12 protein-coding genes and 1 tRNA gene are annotated in these 17,315 nt (G+C 61.4%); 8 read left to right on the top strand and 5 right to left on the bottom strand.

Annotated elements, in window-relative coordinates:
* Positions 1–114 precede the first annotated feature (114 nt).
* On the top strand, positions 115–684 hold the full coding sequence (locus ACE3PP_RS20735) for a Dps family protein (protein ID WP_374385203.1): 570 nt from the start codon (positions 115–117) through the stop codon (positions 682–684).
* Between the two features lie 60 nt (positions 685–744).
* Entirely contained in the window at positions 745–960 is a 216-nt protein-coding gene (locus tag ACE3PP_RS20730; RefSeq protein ID WP_374385202.1) for a CsbD family protein, read from the top strand.
* 174 nt (positions 961–1,134) lie between these two features.
* Here the strand turns inward: ACE3PP_RS20730 and ACE3PP_RS20725 are convergent, their stop codons facing one another.
* The gene (locus ACE3PP_RS20725; protein WP_374385201.1) at positions 1,135–1,995 is read right to left on the bottom strand and encodes a LysR family transcriptional regulator; all 861 of its coding nucleotides are present in this window, start codon (positions 1,993–1,995) and stop codon (positions 1,135–1,137) included.
* A gap of 333 nt (positions 1,996–2,328) precedes the next feature.
* Here ACE3PP_RS20725 and ACE3PP_RS20720 point away from each other — a divergent pair, with 333 nt between their 5' ends.
* Entirely contained in the window at positions 2,329–5,679 is a 3,351-nt protein-coding gene (locus ACE3PP_RS20720; RefSeq protein ID WP_374385200.1) for an Ig-like domain-containing protein, read from the top strand.
* A gap of 160 nt (positions 5,680–5,839) precedes the next feature.
* On the opposite strand, the gene ACE3PP_RS20715 is transcribed toward ACE3PP_RS20720, so the two are convergent.
* Positions 5,840–5,914: transfer RNA gene (locus ACE3PP_RS20715), tRNA-Val, on the bottom strand.
* Between the two features lie 259 nt (positions 5,915–6,173).
* Here ACE3PP_RS20715 and ACE3PP_RS20710 point away from each other — a divergent pair.
* Positions 6,174–6,959: a DUF3108 domain-containing protein gene (locus tag ACE3PP_RS20710; protein ID WP_374385199.1), complete on the top strand. Its 786-nt coding sequence runs from the start codon at positions 6,174–6,176 to the stop codon at positions 6,957–6,959.
* Here the strand turns inward: ACE3PP_RS20710 and gph are convergent.
* Positions 6,950–7,606: a phosphoglycolate phosphatase gene (gph, locus tag ACE3PP_RS20705; RefSeq protein ID WP_374385198.1), complete on the bottom strand. Its 657-nt coding sequence runs from the start codon at positions 7,604–7,606 to the stop codon at positions 6,950–6,952. The genes ACE3PP_RS20710 and gph overlap by 10 nt on opposite strands.
* Positions 7,607–7,774: 168 nt before the next feature.
* Here gph and glmU point away from each other — a divergent pair, with 168 nt between their 5' ends.
* The 3 genes from glmU to ftsH all read left to right on the top strand — a co-directional run bounded on the left by glmU (position 7,775) and on the right by ftsH (position 12,882).
* Positions 7,775–9,139 (top strand): bifunctional UDP-N-acetylglucosamine diphosphorylase/glucosamine-1-phosphate N-acetyltransferase GlmU, encoded by a 1,365-nt coding sequence (gene glmU / locus ACE3PP_RS20700; RefSeq protein ID WP_374385197.1) that lies wholly within the window; start codon positions 7,775–7,777, stop codon positions 9,137–9,139.
* 26 nt (positions 9,140–9,165) lie between these two features.
* The gene (gene glmS / locus ACE3PP_RS20695; protein WP_374385196.1) at positions 9,166–10,986 is read left to right on the top strand and encodes a glutamine--fructose-6-phosphate transaminase (isomerizing); all 1,821 of its coding nucleotides are present in this window, start codon (positions 9,166–9,168) and stop codon (positions 10,984–10,986) included.
* 78 nt (positions 10,987–11,064) lie between these two features.
* Positions 11,065–12,882 carry an ATP-dependent zinc metalloprotease FtsH gene (gene ftsH / locus ACE3PP_RS20690; protein WP_374385195.1) on the top strand — a complete coding sequence of 606 codons (1,818 nt, stop codon included), beginning with the start codon at positions 11,065–11,067 and terminating at the stop codon, positions 12,880–12,882.
* On the opposite strand, the gene ACE3PP_RS20685 is transcribed toward ftsH, so the two are convergent.
* Both ACE3PP_RS20685 and ACE3PP_RS20680 read right to left on the bottom strand, forming a co-directional pair.
* Positions 12,879–15,911, bottom strand: coding sequence for a PAS domain-containing protein (locus tag ACE3PP_RS20685; RefSeq protein ID WP_374385194.1), 3,033 nt, complete (start codon positions 15,909–15,911; stop codon positions 12,879–12,881). The two genes, ftsH and ACE3PP_RS20685, sit on opposite strands and share 4 nt — an antisense overlap.
* Before the next feature lie 237 nt (positions 15,912–16,148).
* Positions 16,149–16,670 carry a hypothetical protein gene (locus tag ACE3PP_RS20680; protein ID WP_374385193.1) on the bottom strand — a complete coding sequence of 174 codons (522 nt, stop codon included), beginning with the start codon at positions 16,668–16,670 and terminating at the stop codon, positions 16,149–16,151.
* A gap of 172 nt (positions 16,671–16,842) precedes the next feature.
* On the opposite strand from ACE3PP_RS20680, the gene ACE3PP_RS20675 reads away from it, so the two are divergent.
* Positions 16,843–17,313, top strand: coding sequence for an Lrp/AsnC family transcriptional regulator (locus ACE3PP_RS20675; RefSeq protein WP_374385192.1), 471 nt, complete (start codon positions 16,843–16,845; stop codon positions 17,311–17,313).
* The last annotated feature ends 2 nt before the right edge of the window (positions 17,314–17,315 follow it).

The following is a 17,315-nucleotide window of genomic DNA, read 5'->3' as shown; positions in this document are numbered from 1 at the left end:
ACCGTGCATGATTGTCCCGTTCTTGCGGAGGTAAACACCGCTGGCCGGCCTCGGTTTCTCTCCAGGCAGGGAGGTGTCCCCCAGAGCGTTGGGAACTCGGATGAAGCGGTCCCATTGATCCACATATCGTCGTCGCTATTTCGCCGACGAGGTTTTTTCATCCGAAAAGGGAGTTCCATCATGAGTGCAAAAGCGCTGCAGGCGACAGCCCATCTCGAAAACGTTCAGACCGGAATCCAGAATGCCGACCGCAAGGCGGTGGCAGATGGCACGGCCCGCGCCCTCGCCGACACATACGCGCTATATCTCAAGACGCAGGGCTTTCATTGGAATGTCGTCGGCGCTCATTTCTATGGCCTGCACAAGCTGACCGAAGCGCAATACGAAGAACTTGGCGACGCGGTGGACGTCATCGCCGAGCGCATCAGGGCCTTGGGGTTCCCTGCACCGGCTAGCTTTCGTCAATTCTCGGCCCTGAGCCAAATTCCGGACAGCGAAGGGGCGAAGTCGGGTGAAGCGATGATCGAAGAGCTGATCGCTGACCACGAAACCGTATCCCGGTCTTTTCGTGAACTGATTGAGACGGCCGATGCGGCCGGTGATGCTGCGACCGCGGATCTGCTGACGAGCCGCCTGCATCAGCATGAAAAGGCTGTTTGGATGCTGCGCGCTTTGCTGGATTGACGGAACTGTTTCCGCGACAGCGGGTTTAGTCAGCATCTGCCACTTATCGAGGAGATGACCATGAACCAAGACCAGATCGCCGGCAATTGGAAGCAGCTCAAGGGCAAGATGAAGGAGCAGTGGGGCAAGCTCACTGACGACGACATCACGACCTTGGAGGGTCATCAGGACCAGCTGGTGGGCCGGATTCAAGAACGCTATGGCATTGCCCGCGAAGAGGCGCAGAAGCAGATCAATACATTCCGCGCCGCCAACAAAGATCTCTGGCCGAACTGACCTGGATCGCCGGAAAGCAGAACGGCCCGCGCTTTGCGCGGGCCGTTCCATTTATATCGAACGGTAGCAGACGGCCACGACTGACCTGGGTGCGATCAGTATGGGAGCACCAGCTTGGTGGTTGCCGTCGGGCACATCTTCTTGGCTGTTTGTCCGACTTCGGCTCGATGCTCACTACGCATGCGATAATGCCGAAACGCTCATGAGAAAATCGCGCACAATTGGCATGCGACATCGCTCTACGAAACAGACTGCATACTCGTCGACCGTCCGGTCGCTGTCCGATAGCGGTAGAAATCGGAGACGGGAGTCATGGCCGATCTCGCGATCAGCGATGATGCCAATGCCGAGGCCAGCCGCAACGACTTCGCAGACTGCTTCTCGCGACGAAACCTCGATCATGCTCCCAGGTGCCACACGATGGTCGGCCAGGGTAGACTCAAAGGTTTCACGAGTGACGGACCCCTTTTCGCGGAGGACGATTGTGCGGCCAGCGAGATCCGCGGTGGATATCTCGTCTCGTGCGCTCCATTCGTGACCGGCTGGGACAAATATCCCGATCCGCATCGACAAGATCGGCCGGACGTGCAACTGCGGATCTGGCGGTCGCCGTGCTGTTATGCCGACGTCGGCGCGATGGTTCACCAACTGCTCGATCACATGGCCTGAATTGCCGATTGAAAGTGTGAAGGTCAGGTCGGGTCGGCTGGATTTCAGGCTGGCAAGAATCTGGACGGAATGGAATGCTGCGTCGGCAGCCACGCGAAGGTGGCCGCCTCCCTGGCGGCGACTGCGCAGGATCGCGCGCGCCTCTGCTTCAGCCGCGAACAGGCGCTTGGTCACGTCGAAAAGGATATGGCCATCCGGCGTCAAGTCGACCCCAAGCGGCTTTCGCCTGAATAAACTCAATCCGGAGCTTGCCTCCAACTGTCGAACCTGGGCGGAAAGTGAGGATTGGCTGACGGCCATTTCGCGGGCCGCCCGCGAAAATCCGCCGGCTACCGCGACGAAGTGGAAAGCGCGAAGCTGAATCATTGACAAGGTTCAGGTCTCCCACTTCCAGGCTTCGCCCTTCTCCGGCGCGGAGCGCACTCGTGGCTCTCATGTCCAGAATATAATCGTATTGTGTCTCCGTTCGGTTGCGGCAACGTGACGGTTCCAAATGCCTTTCGCTTGCCAGTGCCAACCGAACCAAGATCACGAACGGCCCGCTATCTCTGCGCGAGATACCGGGCATCGCAAGTTTCAATGGCTTATGCAGCGCGCACGTAGGTGACCTGTCATCGACGCTTCCTAGCATCCCGGCCTACCGCATCGCGGGGCGAAGAGTTCGCTCGCCGGCGGCGAGTTTCAGGCAAGGAGGAAGTCATGGTACAGAAGGCAATCTTTATCGGGATCGATGGTGTGCAATTGGAGCAGATGATGCTCCTGGGTCTGAAGGGTGAAGCGGAAGAAATCCTCGGCCTCGACATCGTGGAAGGATATGCGGGCGGGGTCCAGGGAACGGAGGCGGAGCAGAGCACGTCGAGCGGTCCCGGCTGGTCGACCCTGCTGACCGGTGTGTGGGACGATCAGCACGGCGTTTCGAGCAACAACAACCAGCCGATCGCCAGCGACGTGACCAGCATTTTTGAGTACATCAACAATGCCTCTCCCGATGCGACGATGGCCTCTGTCGTCCATTGGGCACCGATCAACACGGGTCATTTTGCCCGTGAAATGGGCCTGCTGGACGATCCCGCGATCGTGGATTATGTGTCGAGTGGCCTTTCGGACCAGGCCGTCACCGACACGGTCGTCAACCTCATCAACAACGAAGCGCCCGACTTCACTTTCGTGCAGCTCGACAATGTGGACGGTGCCGGCCATTCCTCCGGCTTCGGTGATGCCTATGACAATGCGCTGATCACCGCTTCTAACCAAGTAGGTGAGATCATGGCCGCTGTCGCTGCGCGCGAAGCGGCAAATCCGAACGAGGATTGGCTGATCATCGTCTCCACCGATCATGGCCGCGATCCCTTGACCGGCAGCTCGCATGGCGGGCAGACCACGTCGGAGCGTCGGATATTTATCGCGGCGAACAAAGATCTGGCGACTTTCGACGACCCGGTGCCGCAGACCTCCATCGTCGCGACGATCTTGGATCACCTCGACATCCCCTTCTCGCTGTCGCCGAATGGGCTGGAGAGCGGCTCCCTTCTGCAGGGCGCCCCCGATCCGATTCCCCCGGTACTTGAGGCGATTCTGTCGCCGGTCGATGACGCTGCGGGCATCGACATCGATTCCAACCTGTCGTTGCGGTTCAGCGAGGATATGCATAAAGGCGCCGGTAACATCATCGTCAAACTGACGTCGGACGACAGCGTGGTCGCGACGGTCGACGTGAATTCGGCCCATGTGACCATTTCCGGCGATGTCGCGACTATTGACTTGCCGGCAAATCTCGCGCCGGAAACGAACTACTACGTCGTGATCGAGCCGGGCGCCTTCACCGATGGCGTCAATGCCTTCGAGGGCATCTCGGACAAGACGACGTGGAATTTCACGACCGATGCCGATACCACGGCGCCGGAAATTGTCGCCCTGCAACCGGTCGACGGCGCCGTCGATGTGACCCCCGACAGCAATCTGGTGATCGAGTTCAACGAGAATGTGCTGGCCGGTACCGGTAACATTCTGATCAAGCGGGTCGACGATGGCAGCATCGCCGAGACCATCGATGTGACGTCGAACCATGTCACGATCAACGGCAAGATCGTGACCATCGATCCGGTGGCCGACCTGGAGCCGGGTGTCGAGTATTATGTTGCGATCGAGCCGGGCGCCTTGCGCGATACCGCCCAGCGCGTCACGCTTTTCACTGAGGATTTCGAAGGACTTACCCTGCAGCCCTTGGTCAGCCCGACCGAGAGCGGCGGCGACGGCACCGATTTCACCGCGACTCCGCCGGTCGGCTGGACCCATGAAAATACGACGCCCGCGGGCGGTCCGGTGGAGTTCTACGGTTGGACTTTCTTCGACAAGAACTCCTGGATCAACTCGGCCGGTAATCAGGGCCGGGCGAACTTCACCAATGCCAGCGGCACGGTCATGGTGGCCGATCCCGACGAATATGATGACGGTGCCACCAATATCGATCCCAATCTGTTCAACGCCTACATGAAGACACCAGCCATCGACCTCACCGGCATCCAGGCCGGCACGGCTACCGTCACCTTCGACTCCAGCTGGCGGCGGGAAGACAACCAGAAGGCCGTCCTGACCGTGTCATTCGACGGCGGCGCGCCGATCGAATTGATGCGCTGGACCTCGGATCCCACCGATCCGGATTTCAAGGCCGATGCGACCAACGAGAACATCACCTTCGCTCTTAACAATCCCGCGGGTGCCACCAGCGCGGTGATCAGCTTTGGTGTCATCGATGGTGGTAACGATTGGTGGTGGGCCATCGACAATATCGCCGTCCAGGGGACGAGCAATAATGGGCTCGGCACCGGCAATCCCTTCGCGGGCATCGACGATCCGACTGCCTGGAACTTCACGGTTGAGGACAACGGCACGGGCGACCTCGTTCTCATCGGCACGCCGGATGACGATGTGCTGGAGGGTGCTGGCGGCAACGATCTGATCCAGGGCCTCGGCGCCAACGATATCCTCAACGGCGCCGCCGGAGCTGATGTCATCGAAGGCGGCGAGGGTGACGACATTCTCGACGGCGGCGAAGGCAATGATGCGCTGACAGGCGGTCTTGGCGACGACGTGCTGGCGGGCGATGCGGGAATCGACAATCTTGCCGGCGGCGAGGGTGATGACGTCCTCGACGGCGGCAACGCTTCCGACATTCTCGACGGTGGGGCGGGTCAGGACGAACTCGCCGGCGGCGCTGGCGACGACGTGTTCCTCTATCACCAGAGCGGCTTCGGCGCGGACATGATCACCGACTTCCAGGCCGGTGATACGCTCAGCTTCGATCGGTCGCTGTTCGGCGATGCCGAGGACGTGCTGGATCACGCCGAGCAGGTGGGCGACGACGTCGTCATCACCCTGGACGGGGCGAACGCCATCACTCTGGTCGGTGTGAACCTCGGCGACATCGGCGAGAATTCCTTCGCCTTTGTGGGCGAGGCACCCGACCAGCATCAGGTTGGCGGCTCAGGGGCGGATACGCTCAATGGTGGAGCCGGCGACGATCTGCTGGAAGGCGGCTATGGCAACGATGTCCTGACCGGTAAGGCCGGGAACGACGTGCTCGACGGCGGCTACGGCAATGACAGCCTCGCCGGCGGCTCGGGTGACGACACCGTCAAAGGCGGGTATGGCAATGACTCGCTCGATGGCGGAGCCGGTGACGACGATCTCAGCGGCGGGTATGGCAATGACAGCCTGGTTGCGGGTGCCGGCGACGACGTGCTCGACGGCGGCTACGGCAGCGACGTGCTCGACGGTGGCATCGGCAGCGACCTGCTGACCGGTGGCCGCGGCGCCGAAACCTTCGTGTTCGCCGCCGGCTTCGGCAAGGACACGATCAGTGACTTCGGCGATTACGGCGCCGATGTGATCGAGTTTGCCGACGGGGTCTTCACCGGCTTCGCCGACGTGATGGCTCACGCTGCCCAGGTTGACGACGACGTCACCATCACGCTCGATGGCGACAATCAGGTCACCCTGATCGGCACCAAGCTGGCGGCCCTGCACCAGGACAATTTCAGCTTCGTCTGATCTTGCTCTGGTTCGACAGCACAAGAAGATCGACTGCACGGGGGCGTCCGAAAGGGCGTCCCCGTTTCGTTCGCGGGCCCTTGCCCGCGCCGATTGGCGATTTGTTCTGGTTGCGAACTATTGAAAGGCCCGCAAATGGGGAGGATATCTGCGCTGGGAATGGTGGGTGCGACAGGGATTGAACCTGTGACCCCTACCGTGTGAAGGTAGTGCTCTCCCGCTGAGCTACGCACCCGCCGTTGCGATTTGCGGCCGGTCGAGAGCTGGCCGCTGGCGTCTGGGCGCGTTGTTTAGCTGCCGCGCCGGGCGGTGTCAATTCAAACCGCTGCCCAACCGTCGCCAATCCCCGGCCGGTTCACTGTGGCGTGAGCGCCGGCTTCAAGCCCTTGACAGGACGTGGCAAGCGGTCGAGTTGATGGTTAACCGCCTGAATGGATATCCGAGGTACCCCAATGATTTGCCGAACTGCCGCTCTCTGCCGTCGCTGGGCCTTAATGGGACTGATTGCCGCCGCCCTGGTCTCGCTGGCGGGTGATCCGGGACCGGCCCGGGCGGCCAAACCCGTACAGCTGACCTATGCCGGCTACATGGCAGGCCTTCCCGTCTTTACGCTCAGCACGACCGTGACATTGCCGGCGGGCGCTGTTCCCGGCAACGGTGCCTACAGCATCTCTGCGAACGGGGCGACGGCCGGGAATTTCAAGCTCCTTTACCCTTACGCCGCGAACATTGCTGCGAGTGGGGCCCTGAAGAACCAGAAGGCGGCACCCAATCAGTTCAGCTCGGTCTCCCACGTCATGGGGCGGCAGGAAGCGGTAACCCTTACCTATGGCGCGGGTGGCAAGGTCGGTATCGATGCGCGTCCGCTCACTAGGCAGGCGCAGGAGGCATCGGCGCAAGGTTTTGCCAACGGCACGATGGATCCAGCGAGTGCCATCGTGGCGATGGTGGCGAATTTTGCCAAGACGCACCAGTGCAACGGAACCTACAAGTTGTTCGACGGTGTGCGCCGCTATGACCTGACGCTGGCGCAGGCCGGTTTCGTCGACCTCAATCCGCTGCAGCAATCCTATTACGACGGCTCGGCCACGGAATGCCGGGCTGAGCCGCAACTGATCAACGGCTTTTCGAATGCGGCACAGCAGTCGCAATTCTATCCGCAATCGGCGCGCCTGTGGTTGGCGCCGGCGGTGACTGGGTTGCCGGCCATTCCGGTTCGTATTGAGGCGCAGAATGCGCTGGGGCTGATGGTGCTCGATCTGGTTGACGTTCAGTTCTGATCGAGTTGACGCAAGGTTGCCGGCAGATCGGCGAAGCGGCCGATCTGCTGAAAGGGGCCGTCGCTGAGTTCCGCATGGCGGCCATAGCCTGATGGGATGATCACCGCTGGCACATTGCCGGCTATTGCCGTCATCAGGTCCGTATGGCTGTCACCCACCATAATGGCTTCTGACGGTGCCTGAGCGGGATCGCCGCCGGCGCCGGCGATGGCGGCCAGCAGCGGCTCTTTCGCCGGTTTTCGTTCCGCGATGGAATCGCCGCCGATGATGCAGCGGAACAGGGGCGACAGGCCGAAATGGTCCATGACCAGGCGCGTCGCGGCGCTGGGCTTGTTGGTGCAAAGAGCCAAGTGTCGCCCGGCCCGGTGCAGACCTTCCAACGTTTCCCGCACCATCGGGTAGAGCGTCGTCCGCCGGGTCGAGGCTGCTTCATAGAAAGTCCTGAAGCGTGGCATCAGTTCGGCGGCGGCCGTGCCGATGTCCGAAGCCGCGAGTGCCCGGGCCAACAGTACCGGCGCCCCGTCACCGATCATTCCTTTGATGGCGCCAAGGGCCAGGGCGGGCTTGCCCAGCTCTGCCAGCAGGCCGTTGACCGCATCGGCGATATCCGGGGCCGAGTCGATCAGCGTGCCGTCCAGATCAAACACAATAAATCGTCGCCACGCCATAATTCCGCCCATTTCGCCCGTATTTTCAGGCGAGGCTCGCCCCGCCGGAAGGGGTTGGATTGCTGCGGGTGGATATGGCATTTTCCCGGGCATCGCAAGTGGGGGCCGGTGCCATCGGCGGCCGGCAAAATTAGGAACGACGCGTTCATGTCCGTAGCTTCTCAGCCAACCGCCGCCATCATTCTTGCCGCCGGCAAGGGCACCCGCATGAAATCGGCTCTGCCCAAGGTGATGCACCGCATCGCCGGGCGCACGATGGTCGGGCATGTCTTGGCCAATTTGGCACCCCTCGGCAGCGCGTCGAAAGTTGTGGTCATTGCACCTGGGATGGATCAGGTGGCACGGGAGGTGGCCCCCCTGTCGACGGCGGTCCAGCATGAGCAGTTGGGGACCGGCCATGCCGTCGGCTGCGCCAGGGAGGCACTGGGGACGTTCAACGGAACCGTCCTGGTCCTCTATGGCGACAGCCCCTTCATTTCGACGGCGACACTGGAGGCTCTGGTTGCCCGCCGGTCCCAAGCCGACAATCCGGCCGTCGTTGTTCTCGGCATGCGCCCGGCCGATCCGGCGAAATATGGCCGTCTCATCCTCGACGCCGCCGGTCATCTCGACCGGATCGTCGAGTGGAAGGAAGCCAATGCCGAAGAACGCGCCGTCACCCTGTGTAATTCCGGCGTGATGGCGATCGATGGGAAGGCCTTATGGCCGCTGATCGATCGCATCGACAACAAGAATGCCAAGGGCGAATATTATCTCACCGACATCGTCGAATTCGCGCGGCGCGATGGACGATCCTGTGCCGTTGTCGAGGCGCCGGAAGGCGAGCTCATGGGTGTCAACAGCCGCGCCGAACTGGCGATCGCCGAGGCGCTCTATCAGGACCAACGCCGGTTGGCCGCGATGGACGAGGGGGCGACACTCATCGACCCGAAATCAGTCTTCTTCGCGGCCGACACGCGCCTTGGCCGCGATGTCGTCATCGGGCCGAATGTGGTGTTCGGGGCCGGCGTTGAGGTGGCTGACGACGTTGAAATTCGCTCCTTCTGCCATATCGAAGGGACAAAGATCGCGCGCGGTGCCGTCATCGGTCCATTTGCCCGACTGCGTCCCGGCGCCGAGATTGGGCCCGATGCGCACATCGGCAATTTTGTCGAAGTAAAGAACAGCATCGTCGGTGCTGGCGCCAAGGCCAATCATCTGAGCTATCTGGGCGATGCCGATATCGGCGCCAAGTCGAATATCGGCGCCGGTACCATCACCTGCAATTACGACGGCTATCTGAAAGCGCGGACAGTGATCGGGGAAAACGCCTTCATCGGGTCCAATTCGGCATTGGTTGCTCCTGTGCGCATTGGCGACGGCGCCATCGTCGGCGCCGGCAGCGTCATTACCCGTGATGTCGACGCGGATGCGATCGCAGTCGCGCGCGGTGAACAGGTCGCGCGGGCCGGGCGGGCGCGGGACTTCCGCGCCCAGCGACAGAAACTGAAACAAGACAAGGCCCGCAAGTAAGCGGCTGATCGAGGAGTTCGGGAACTATGTGCGGAATCGTCGGCATTATCGGCAAGGCCGAGGTGGCTCCTCTGCTGTTCGACGGGCTGAAGCGCCTGGAATATCGCGGCTACGATTCCGCGGGCATTGCGACACTCGTCGACGGGCGCATCGACCGGCGCCGCGCAGAAGGCAAGCTCGGCAATCTCGGCGCCATTTTGGATCAGCAGCCGCTCAGCGGCACGATCGGCATCGGGCATACGCGCTGGGCGACCCACGGCCGGCCTTCGGAAAAGAATGCGCATCCGCACGCGACTGATAAGGTCGCGATCGTCCATAACGGCATCATCGAGAATTTCCAGGAATTGCGCGATGAACTGACGCAGCTTGGCAAGAAGTTCACCACCGACACCGACACTGAAGTCGTAGCCCATCTTCTCACGCACTATCTGGAACATGGCCACAGCCCGGAACAGGCAATGGAAAGGGCGATGGGTCGCCTGCATGGTGCCTTCTCCCTGGCGATCCTCTTCGCCGACCGGCCGGACATTCTGGTCGGCGCCCGCCGTGGCTCACCGCTGGCTGTCGGCTATGGCGACGGCGAAATGTTCTTGGGCTCGGATGCGATGGCGCTGGCGCCCTTTACCAACCGGATCTGCTATCTCGAGGAAGACGATTGGGCGGTTCTCTCTCTTGATGGTGCCGTGGTCTATAATGATGGGCGCCGCGTCAATCGCGAGGTCAAGCAAACGGCACTATCCGGTGCCCTGATTGGCAAGGGCAACTATCGCCACTTCATGATGAAGGAAATTGCCGAGCAGCCGACGGTCATCGGCGACACGCTCCAGGCCTTCATGAATCCGTTGGAGCGGCGCATCGAACTGCCGCCTCTGCCGGTCGATCTCGCGAAGATCAGCCGCTTGACCATTGTTGCCTGCGGTACGGCCTATCTTGCCGGCTTCGTTGCCAAATATTGGCTGGAAAGTGTTGCGCGCCTGCCGGTCGAACTGGATGTCGCGTCCGAGTTCCGCTATCGCCAGGCGCCCATGGACCCCAATGGCGCGATGCTGGTGATCTCGCAATCCGGTGAAACAGCGGACACGTTGGCGGCCATGCGCTATGGCAAGTCGCAGGGGCAGAAGATCATTGCCGTCCTCAACGTGCCCGAAAGCACAATCGGGCGTGAGAGCGATGTCGTTCTGCATACGCTGGCGGGGCCTGAAATCGGCGTTGCCTCGACGAAGGCTTTCTCGACGCAGCTTGTCGTCTTGGCTTGCTTGGCTTTGGCGACGGCACGCGCGCGCGGTGCCATTGATGCAGCGCGCGAGGCGGAACTCTCAACCGCGCTGACCGAAGTGCCGGCCCGTGTCGCTGAAATCCTGAATCACGATGCTCATCTCAAGGAAATCGCGCTCAAGGTGGCCGAAGCCAGGGACGTGTTGTTCCTTGGTCGCGGTACGGCTTATCCGGTCGCACTCGAGGGCGCGCTGAAGCTCAAGGAGATCTCCTATATTCACGCCGAAGGCTATGCTGCCGGCGAAATGAAGCATGGGCCGATCGCTCTCATCGACGAAAATGTTCCAGTCATCGTCGTGGCGCCCAGTGACGATCTTTTCGACAAGACTTTTTCCAACCTGCAGGAAGTGATGGCGCGCGGTGGGCGTGTCGTCTTTCTGTCGGATGCGGATGGTGTGCGAAAACTCGGCCATCAGGCGATGGCGGCGGTCGAACTGCCCAAGGTCGACCCCTATGTTGCCCCGATCCTCTACACGATTCCCGTTCAGCTCATCGCTTATCATGCGGCGATTGCCAAGGGCACCGATGTCGATCAGCCGCGCAATCTCGCCAAGAGCGTAACTGTCGAGTAAGGCGGGTGACCCTGGCTTGACCGTGCGACTTCTGGGCAGCATGCTGCGCCCTGGTATCGCTCAGATCGGGTCGGGATCATGGATAAGAAAGCCCAACTGCATACGTGGTATGTGGTCGTCGCCGTCCTTGGCGTCTTTGCTCTGCAATATTTCCTGGCACAATTTCTGGCGACCGAAATCCTGCCATACAGCGAGTTTCAGAAGCTGTTGCGCGATGGGCAAATCGCCGAAGTAACCGTCACGGAAAATCACATTCAGGGAAACCTAAAGCCAGACCCGACCGGCAAGGTGCGCACATTCGTTACGACCCGCGTCGATCCGGCCATTGCTGCTGAACTGACCGCGCAAGGCGTGCAAGTGACGGGCGCGACAGAAGACACGCTGCTGCGTTCGATCATTTCTTGGGTTGCGCCCGTGCTGATCTTCTTCGGTATCTGGGCCTTGGTCTTTCGCCGCTTTGCCGACAAGGCTGGGTTCGGTGGCGGTTTCATGACGATCGGCAAAAGCCGCGCCAAGGTATTCGTCGAAACGGATACGAAGGTGACGTTTGCGGATGTGGCGGGCGTTGACGAAGCCAAGGCCGAGCTTGAGGAAATTGTGAATTTCCTGAAGGACCCAGCAAAATATGGGCGGCTTGGCGGCCGCATGCCGAAAGGCATTCTCCTTGTTGGGCCGCCGGGTACGGGCAAGACGCTGCTGGCCCGGGCTGTCGCCGGCGAGGCTGGCGTCCCCTTCTTCTCGATCAGCGGTTCTGAATTCGTCGAAATGTTTGTGGGTGTCGGTGCTGCCCGCGTTCGCGATCTTTTCGAACAGGCCAGGGCCAGTGCCCCGGCCATCATTTTCATCGACGAACTGGATGCATTGGGACGGGCGCGCGGCGCTTTTCCATTCGGCGGCGGTCATGACGAGAAGGAACAGACGCTCAACCAATTGTTGGCTGAGCTTGACGGTTTTGATCCGGCCCAGGGTCTCGTCCTGTTGGGTGCCACCAATCGGCCGGAGATTCTCGATCCAGCCCTGTTGCGCGCCGGTCGTTTTGATCGGCAGGTCCTCGTCGATCGGCCGGATCGCGTGGGACGCGTGCAGATTCTCCACGTACATCTTCGGAAGGCGAAGCTTGATGCATCGGTTTCGGCTGATGAGATCGCGGCGCTGACGCCTGGCTTTACGGGGGCCGATTTGGCCAATCTGGTCAACGAGGCGACTTTGCTGGCCACTCGTCGTGGCGGAGAGAATGTCACGATGGCGGACTTCACGGCGGCAATCGAGCGCATTGTCGCGGGACTTGAGAAGCGCAATCGCCTGCTCAACCCCCAGGAAAGGAAGATCGTCGCCCATCACGAAATCGGTCATGCATTGCTCGCCTTGTCACTGCCCGGCAATGACAGCGTCCACAAAGTATCGATCATTCCGCGTGGCATCGGCTCACTGGGGTACACGATCCAGCGGCCTACCGAAGATCGCTATCTGATGACGCGCGAGGAACTTGAGAACCGCATGGTTGTCCTTCTCGGTGGTCGAGAGGCTGAACGGCTGATCTTCAACATCGTGTCGACGGGTGCCGCCGATGACCTCGCGAAAGCGACCGATATTGCGCGCAGTATGGTGACGCGATTTGGCATGCATGAGGGGATCGGACAAGTGGCGCTGGATGAAGCGCCGCAGGGTTTTCTTGCTCCAGCCCAGCAACCATTTGCGCCAGCGCGTCAATACAGCGAAGAGACGGCGCGCGAGATCGATATAGCCGTGCGGACGATCGTCGATAGAGCCTCCCAACGCGCCGCGCAGCTCCTCGCAGAAAAGCGGGCGCTTCTTGAACGGCTGGCGCAACAGCTTCTTGAAAAAGAGACTCTGGTCGGTGAGGATTTGCGGCGCGAGGTTGCTGCGGCCGGCTAACGGGTGTTTTCTGACAAAACGCGTTCGGGTGGGAAGATCATGATGACCCGCGTGCCGGCGCCCGGGGCGCTCGTAATCTCCAATCGTCCGTCGTGCAGGTCCATCAATCGCCGGCTGATGGCAAGGCCAAGGCCGACGCCGCCATAGCGGCGCGTGAGGCTCGTTTCGCCCTGGGCGAACGGGCGCCCCAATTTCGGCAGCAGCTTCGGAGCGATGCCGCTCCCCGTGTCACTGACGGCGACCAGCAAGCCGGCATCCGGGTCATTGGTTGCCGTAATGGTCACGCGGCCATTGCGCGGCGTGAATTTGAGGGCGTTCGACAGCAGATTGCCGAGAACCTGCTTGAAGGCTCGCTCTTCACCGATAAGTGCGGGCAGGCGCCCCGTGTCGTCGATGGACAAGATGATGCCATCGCGTTGCGCTTGGGCGGAAAAATGGCGGCCGCATTCGTGGATGGCATTGCGTACGTCAAACGGGAATTCCTGTAGATGGCGTTCGCCGCTTTCGATCCGCGACATTTCCAAAAGGTCGCTGATGATTTCAAGAAGATGTCGTGCGCTGGTGCGAATGGCGTCGATGCTTTCCGTATAGACGGAAGGTATCGGTCCCATGATCTGCTGCGCCAGAACGTCCGAGAAGCCGATGACGGCGTTGAGCGGCGTCCTCAACTCGTGGCTCATATTGGCGAGGAATTCGGTTTTGGCCCGATCGGCCATCTCGGCGCGAATGCGCGCCTGGTTGAGCGCTTCCTCACGCGCCTTGATATCGGAAATGTCGAGGACGATGCCTTCGAGACGGACCAGTCGCCCGTCACTATCGAGCAGCGCTTCGCCCTGCTGGCGCACTGTCTTGACCGCGCCATTGGGCAGAATGATGCGATGCTCGCTGAGGAAGGGTGCCGGATTGGCAATCGTGTTGCCGATATCGCGCATCAGCTTGGCGCGGTCGTCGGGATGCACCAGCGACAGCATCAAGTCGACCGTGAAGGGGGTACTGCCTGGTTCCAGCCCGAAAATGCGGTAGACTTCGTCCGAGCAGGCGACCTCGTTGGTCGCCATGCTGCGCGACCAGTTGCCGACATGGGCGATGCGCTGGGCATTGGCAAGGCTGAGATGGGCGCGCCGCAGATCGGCTTCGGCATTCTTGCGCTCGGTAATGTCTTGCAGGACGCCAAAAGCCCCGATCGTTCGCCCCTCATCATCCTTCAGCGTTTCGGCGAGTGAGCGCAGCCAGATTTCGCGCCCGTCGGCACGGCGCAGACGGTAGTCGAGATCGTAGCCGTTGCGCTTGCCGTCATGCAATTCGCTGATCGCCCGCATCAGGCGCAGCCTGTCGTCGGGATGCGGGAAGCGATGTTCGAACGTGCCGTCGAGCATGGCCGCTTCCGCTGTGGCACTATCGATGCCCGTGATGCTGGCGGCTTCCTTCGACCAGATAGCGCTTTTCAAGGTGCCGCTATCGGCATCCTTCAGCCACGACCAATAGCCAAGGCGGGCCAGATGGTGCGCAGCCTCCAACTGGCGTTCAGAATCGCGCAGGGCGATTTCGCCGCGGCGGATATTCGTGATGTCCTGGATAAGGCCCGTGGCGTGGAGCGGCCGGCCATCGCCATCGCGCTCGCGTATGGCGATGGCGCGCAATACCCGCTCGCCATGCTGTGGGTGCAGATAGGTGTATTCGGCGGTGTAATGATCGGTCTCGCCGTCACGGAAGCGCTGCAAGGCCCGGCGCACCTGGGTCCGATCGGCAACATGCACGAAACGATCGACGAATTCGTCGACCGACATGGCGCGCATATCCGCTTCGCTGACGCCGCTCACCGCCTGCGCTTCGGCGGAATAGTGGAAACGGGTTTCCGGCACCTCGCGCGCCAGATCGAAGCCGGCCTCGTCGCGGAACCAATAGCCGATGCCGGCCAGCTTGTGCGCGGCGGAAAGAATCGTCTGCACTTGTTGGGCAGCAAACTCGGCGCGGCGGATGGCGGTGAGGTCCTGCACCGTGCCGACCAGTTCGGTAATTTGGCCGGCGGCGTTGCGCAGCTTCTCCGAAATCACGCGAATATGGCGGAAGTCGCCGTCCGCGCGGCGAACGCGGTAGTCCTGGCTGAGCTGATCGCGGTCCGAGGCGAGGAAGTCGCGATAGATCCGCATCGCATGGGTGCGGTCCGCGGGATGGATGAGGGCGGCATAGCCGTCGTCGTCACCGCGATCGAGCCGTTCGACTGAGACGTCGAAGATGTCGGCAGCTTCCGGTGCATAGATATAGCGTCCCGACCGATCGTCGGTGATGCGCGTTTCGCTCGGTGCCGCGGGGACCCAGCTCCAATGCGCCAGGCGCGCGATACGCTGGGCGCGCTTCAGGGCGAGAGTGGCGCGGGCATTCGTCGCTTCCGAGCGCCGAAGGTCGGTGACGTCGACACCCGCTGCGATGATCGCACTGAGCCGGCCTTGCCGATCGCGGATATCCGAGCAGGTCCAGCGGAGCAGGCGCCGCTCGCCGGACTTGGTGATCCAGTGATTCTCGTTGATGCGGGGGAATGGGGCGGTTGAGCGAGCGTCGACGGCGCGGGCGACGGCATTCTGCTCCTCCGCGGGCACCAGTCGTCCCCAGAGCGCATTGTCATCGAGCTCTGCCGGCGAATAGCCGGTGAGGTCGGCACAGGCGCGGTTGAAGCGCAGGACCCGTCCTTTGGGGTCGGTGACGATGAGAAGGGTGGGTGCCCGTTCGATGATGGCATCGGCCAGGATCGCCGGTGCGCCACGCTGCCTTGCAGCGAGCGAGAGGCCGAGAAATCCGCTGGCGGCCACGGCGCCGATGGCCAAGACACCAGGGCCTGAGATATGGCCGGAAAGGCCGAGCCATCCCAGCCCCGCCACTGTTGTTCCACCCAGGAGCAGGGCTCCCAGGCTCCGTCCGATGCCTGACCGCTTACCCAGCCAGGATTCCGCCGATCCGGGCGCGAATTCCGTCAAAACTGCTTCGGTGGCACAGCCCCGCCCCTTGGTCGAGAATTCCAGGTCCCAACGCACGCCAGCTGGCTGGGTCGCGCGTCCCCGTTCCCCTCACATTTAAATTCCTAACAGCAAACCTATCATCTTAACTTTCTATTAACCAAGACATTCCTGATGAGAACGCACACGATTTGAGTCGAATTTGTGGATTCAGTGGAAATGCACGCGCTGTCACGTCCGAAGGATGAGCGCGGTGGATCCGACGCAATGCTGCTATCAATATAAATTATTGAATTGAATCAGCTAGATATAAAATCAGACGCTGAGACAGGGACTGAGGCCTGTGATCGGCAGGTGGGCATCATTGCCCGGTGCCGTCCTGATCGAGGAGGAAGCGAGGTAGGGTGAATCGTCGGCCGAGAAGGCGACGAACTGGATGCCGCCATCGGGCCTGACGAACATCATGAAACAATTGGGCGCCCCATCCCGATAATTGGGATAGGCGTAACAGACTTGGCCATGATCGACCCACCATTTCCCCGGATAGGTGCAGCCCTTTTCGAAATAGGCCGTGCGCCCGTCCCCCAGATGGTACTCGATCCAATCCTCGCCATCGTAATAGCGGCCATAGATGGTGAGCTCGCTGAGCTTCTTCTTGATTTCCGCCGGGTCCGTGACGGGGACCGCATCCGGCGCCAGCGCATCGGGTTTCGGGGTTTTATCGGTGGTTTCCGCGCGGAGGGGCACCAGCGGCGCAGCAACTGCCGCCAAGAGCGTCTGGGCGAAGACGCAGATCTGCAGGGTCTGGCGTATCCGGATGGCGAGGCGGTTGGTCACGTAGTCTCTCCGCGGGGCTCGTACTAGCGTCGACATGTTGTCGTCGGTGAATGCGGCGCCAGTTTGGCATATTTCAGGCACTGAAGCCTATCCCGTCGTATGTTGTCCGGTTGACAAGCGGTTTTTGCCGAACTAAATACGGAAAATATGAAATTCTACCGGATGAATGCAAGTGCTGGACGAGATTGACCGCAATATCCTTGCCTCGATGCAGGTTGATGCGACCCTTGCCTATGCCGATTTGGGCGAGCGCGTCGGCTTGTCCGCATCCAGCATCAATGACCGGCTGAAGCGGCTGCGGGCCAAGGGCGCCATCCGGGGCGTGCGCGCCGAGATCGACCCGCATGCGCTGGGGCTCGACCTCATGGTCTTCGTGCTGGTCGAACTGGGCGGCCGGGCCGAGGAGCAGGCGTTCATCGCGGCGATGCAGGCGGCGCCGCCCGTTCTGGAATGCCACCACATCGCGGGCGAGTTCTCCTATCTGCTCAAGGTGCGCGTCGCTTCGACGGCAGCCTATGAGGCATTTCTCGACCACCATCTCAAATCCCTGGCGGGGATCCGGCGCACCCAGAGCCTCATTGCCCTTTCCAGCGCCAAGGACAGTCGTGTTCTGCCGACCGCGATGGGGCGGGAGGCCGATTGATC

This window comes from Dongia sp., assembly GCF_041910485.1.
GTDB lineage: Bacteria > Pseudomonadota > Alphaproteobacteria > Dongiales > Dongiaceae > Dongia.
This window is presented reverse-complemented; position numbering and strand designations above follow the sequence as displayed.

What these genes read in the sequence shown, in the direction of transcription:
- glmS (WP_374385196.1), top strand. Translation starts at nt 9,166, where the DNA reads ATGTGCGGAATCGTCGGCATTATCGGCAAGGCCGAGGTGGCTCCTCTG.
- ACE3PP_RS20725 (WP_374385201.1), bottom strand. Translation starts at nt 1,995, where the DNA reads ATGATTCAGCTTCGCGCTTTCCACTTCGTCGCGGTAGCCGGCGGATTT.
- ACE3PP_RS20710 (WP_374385199.1), top strand. Translation starts at nt 6,174, where the DNA reads ATGGGACTGATTGCCGCCGCCCTGGTCTCGCTGGCGGGTGATCCGGGA.
- ACE3PP_RS20720 (WP_374385200.1), top strand. Translation starts at nt 2,329, where the DNA reads ATGGTACAGAAGGCAATCTTTATCGGGATCGATGGTGTGCAATTGGAG.
- glmU (WP_374385197.1), top strand. Translation starts at nt 7,775, where the DNA reads ATGTCCGTAGCTTCTCAGCCAACCGCCGCCATCATTCTTGCCGCCGGC.
- ftsH (WP_374385195.1), top strand. Translation starts at nt 11,065, where the DNA reads ATGGATAAGAAAGCCCAACTGCATACGTGGTATGTGGTCGTCGCCGTC.
- ACE3PP_RS20730 (WP_374385202.1), top strand. Translation starts at nt 745, where the DNA reads ATGAACCAAGACCAGATCGCCGGCAATTGGAAGCAGCTCAAGGGCAAG.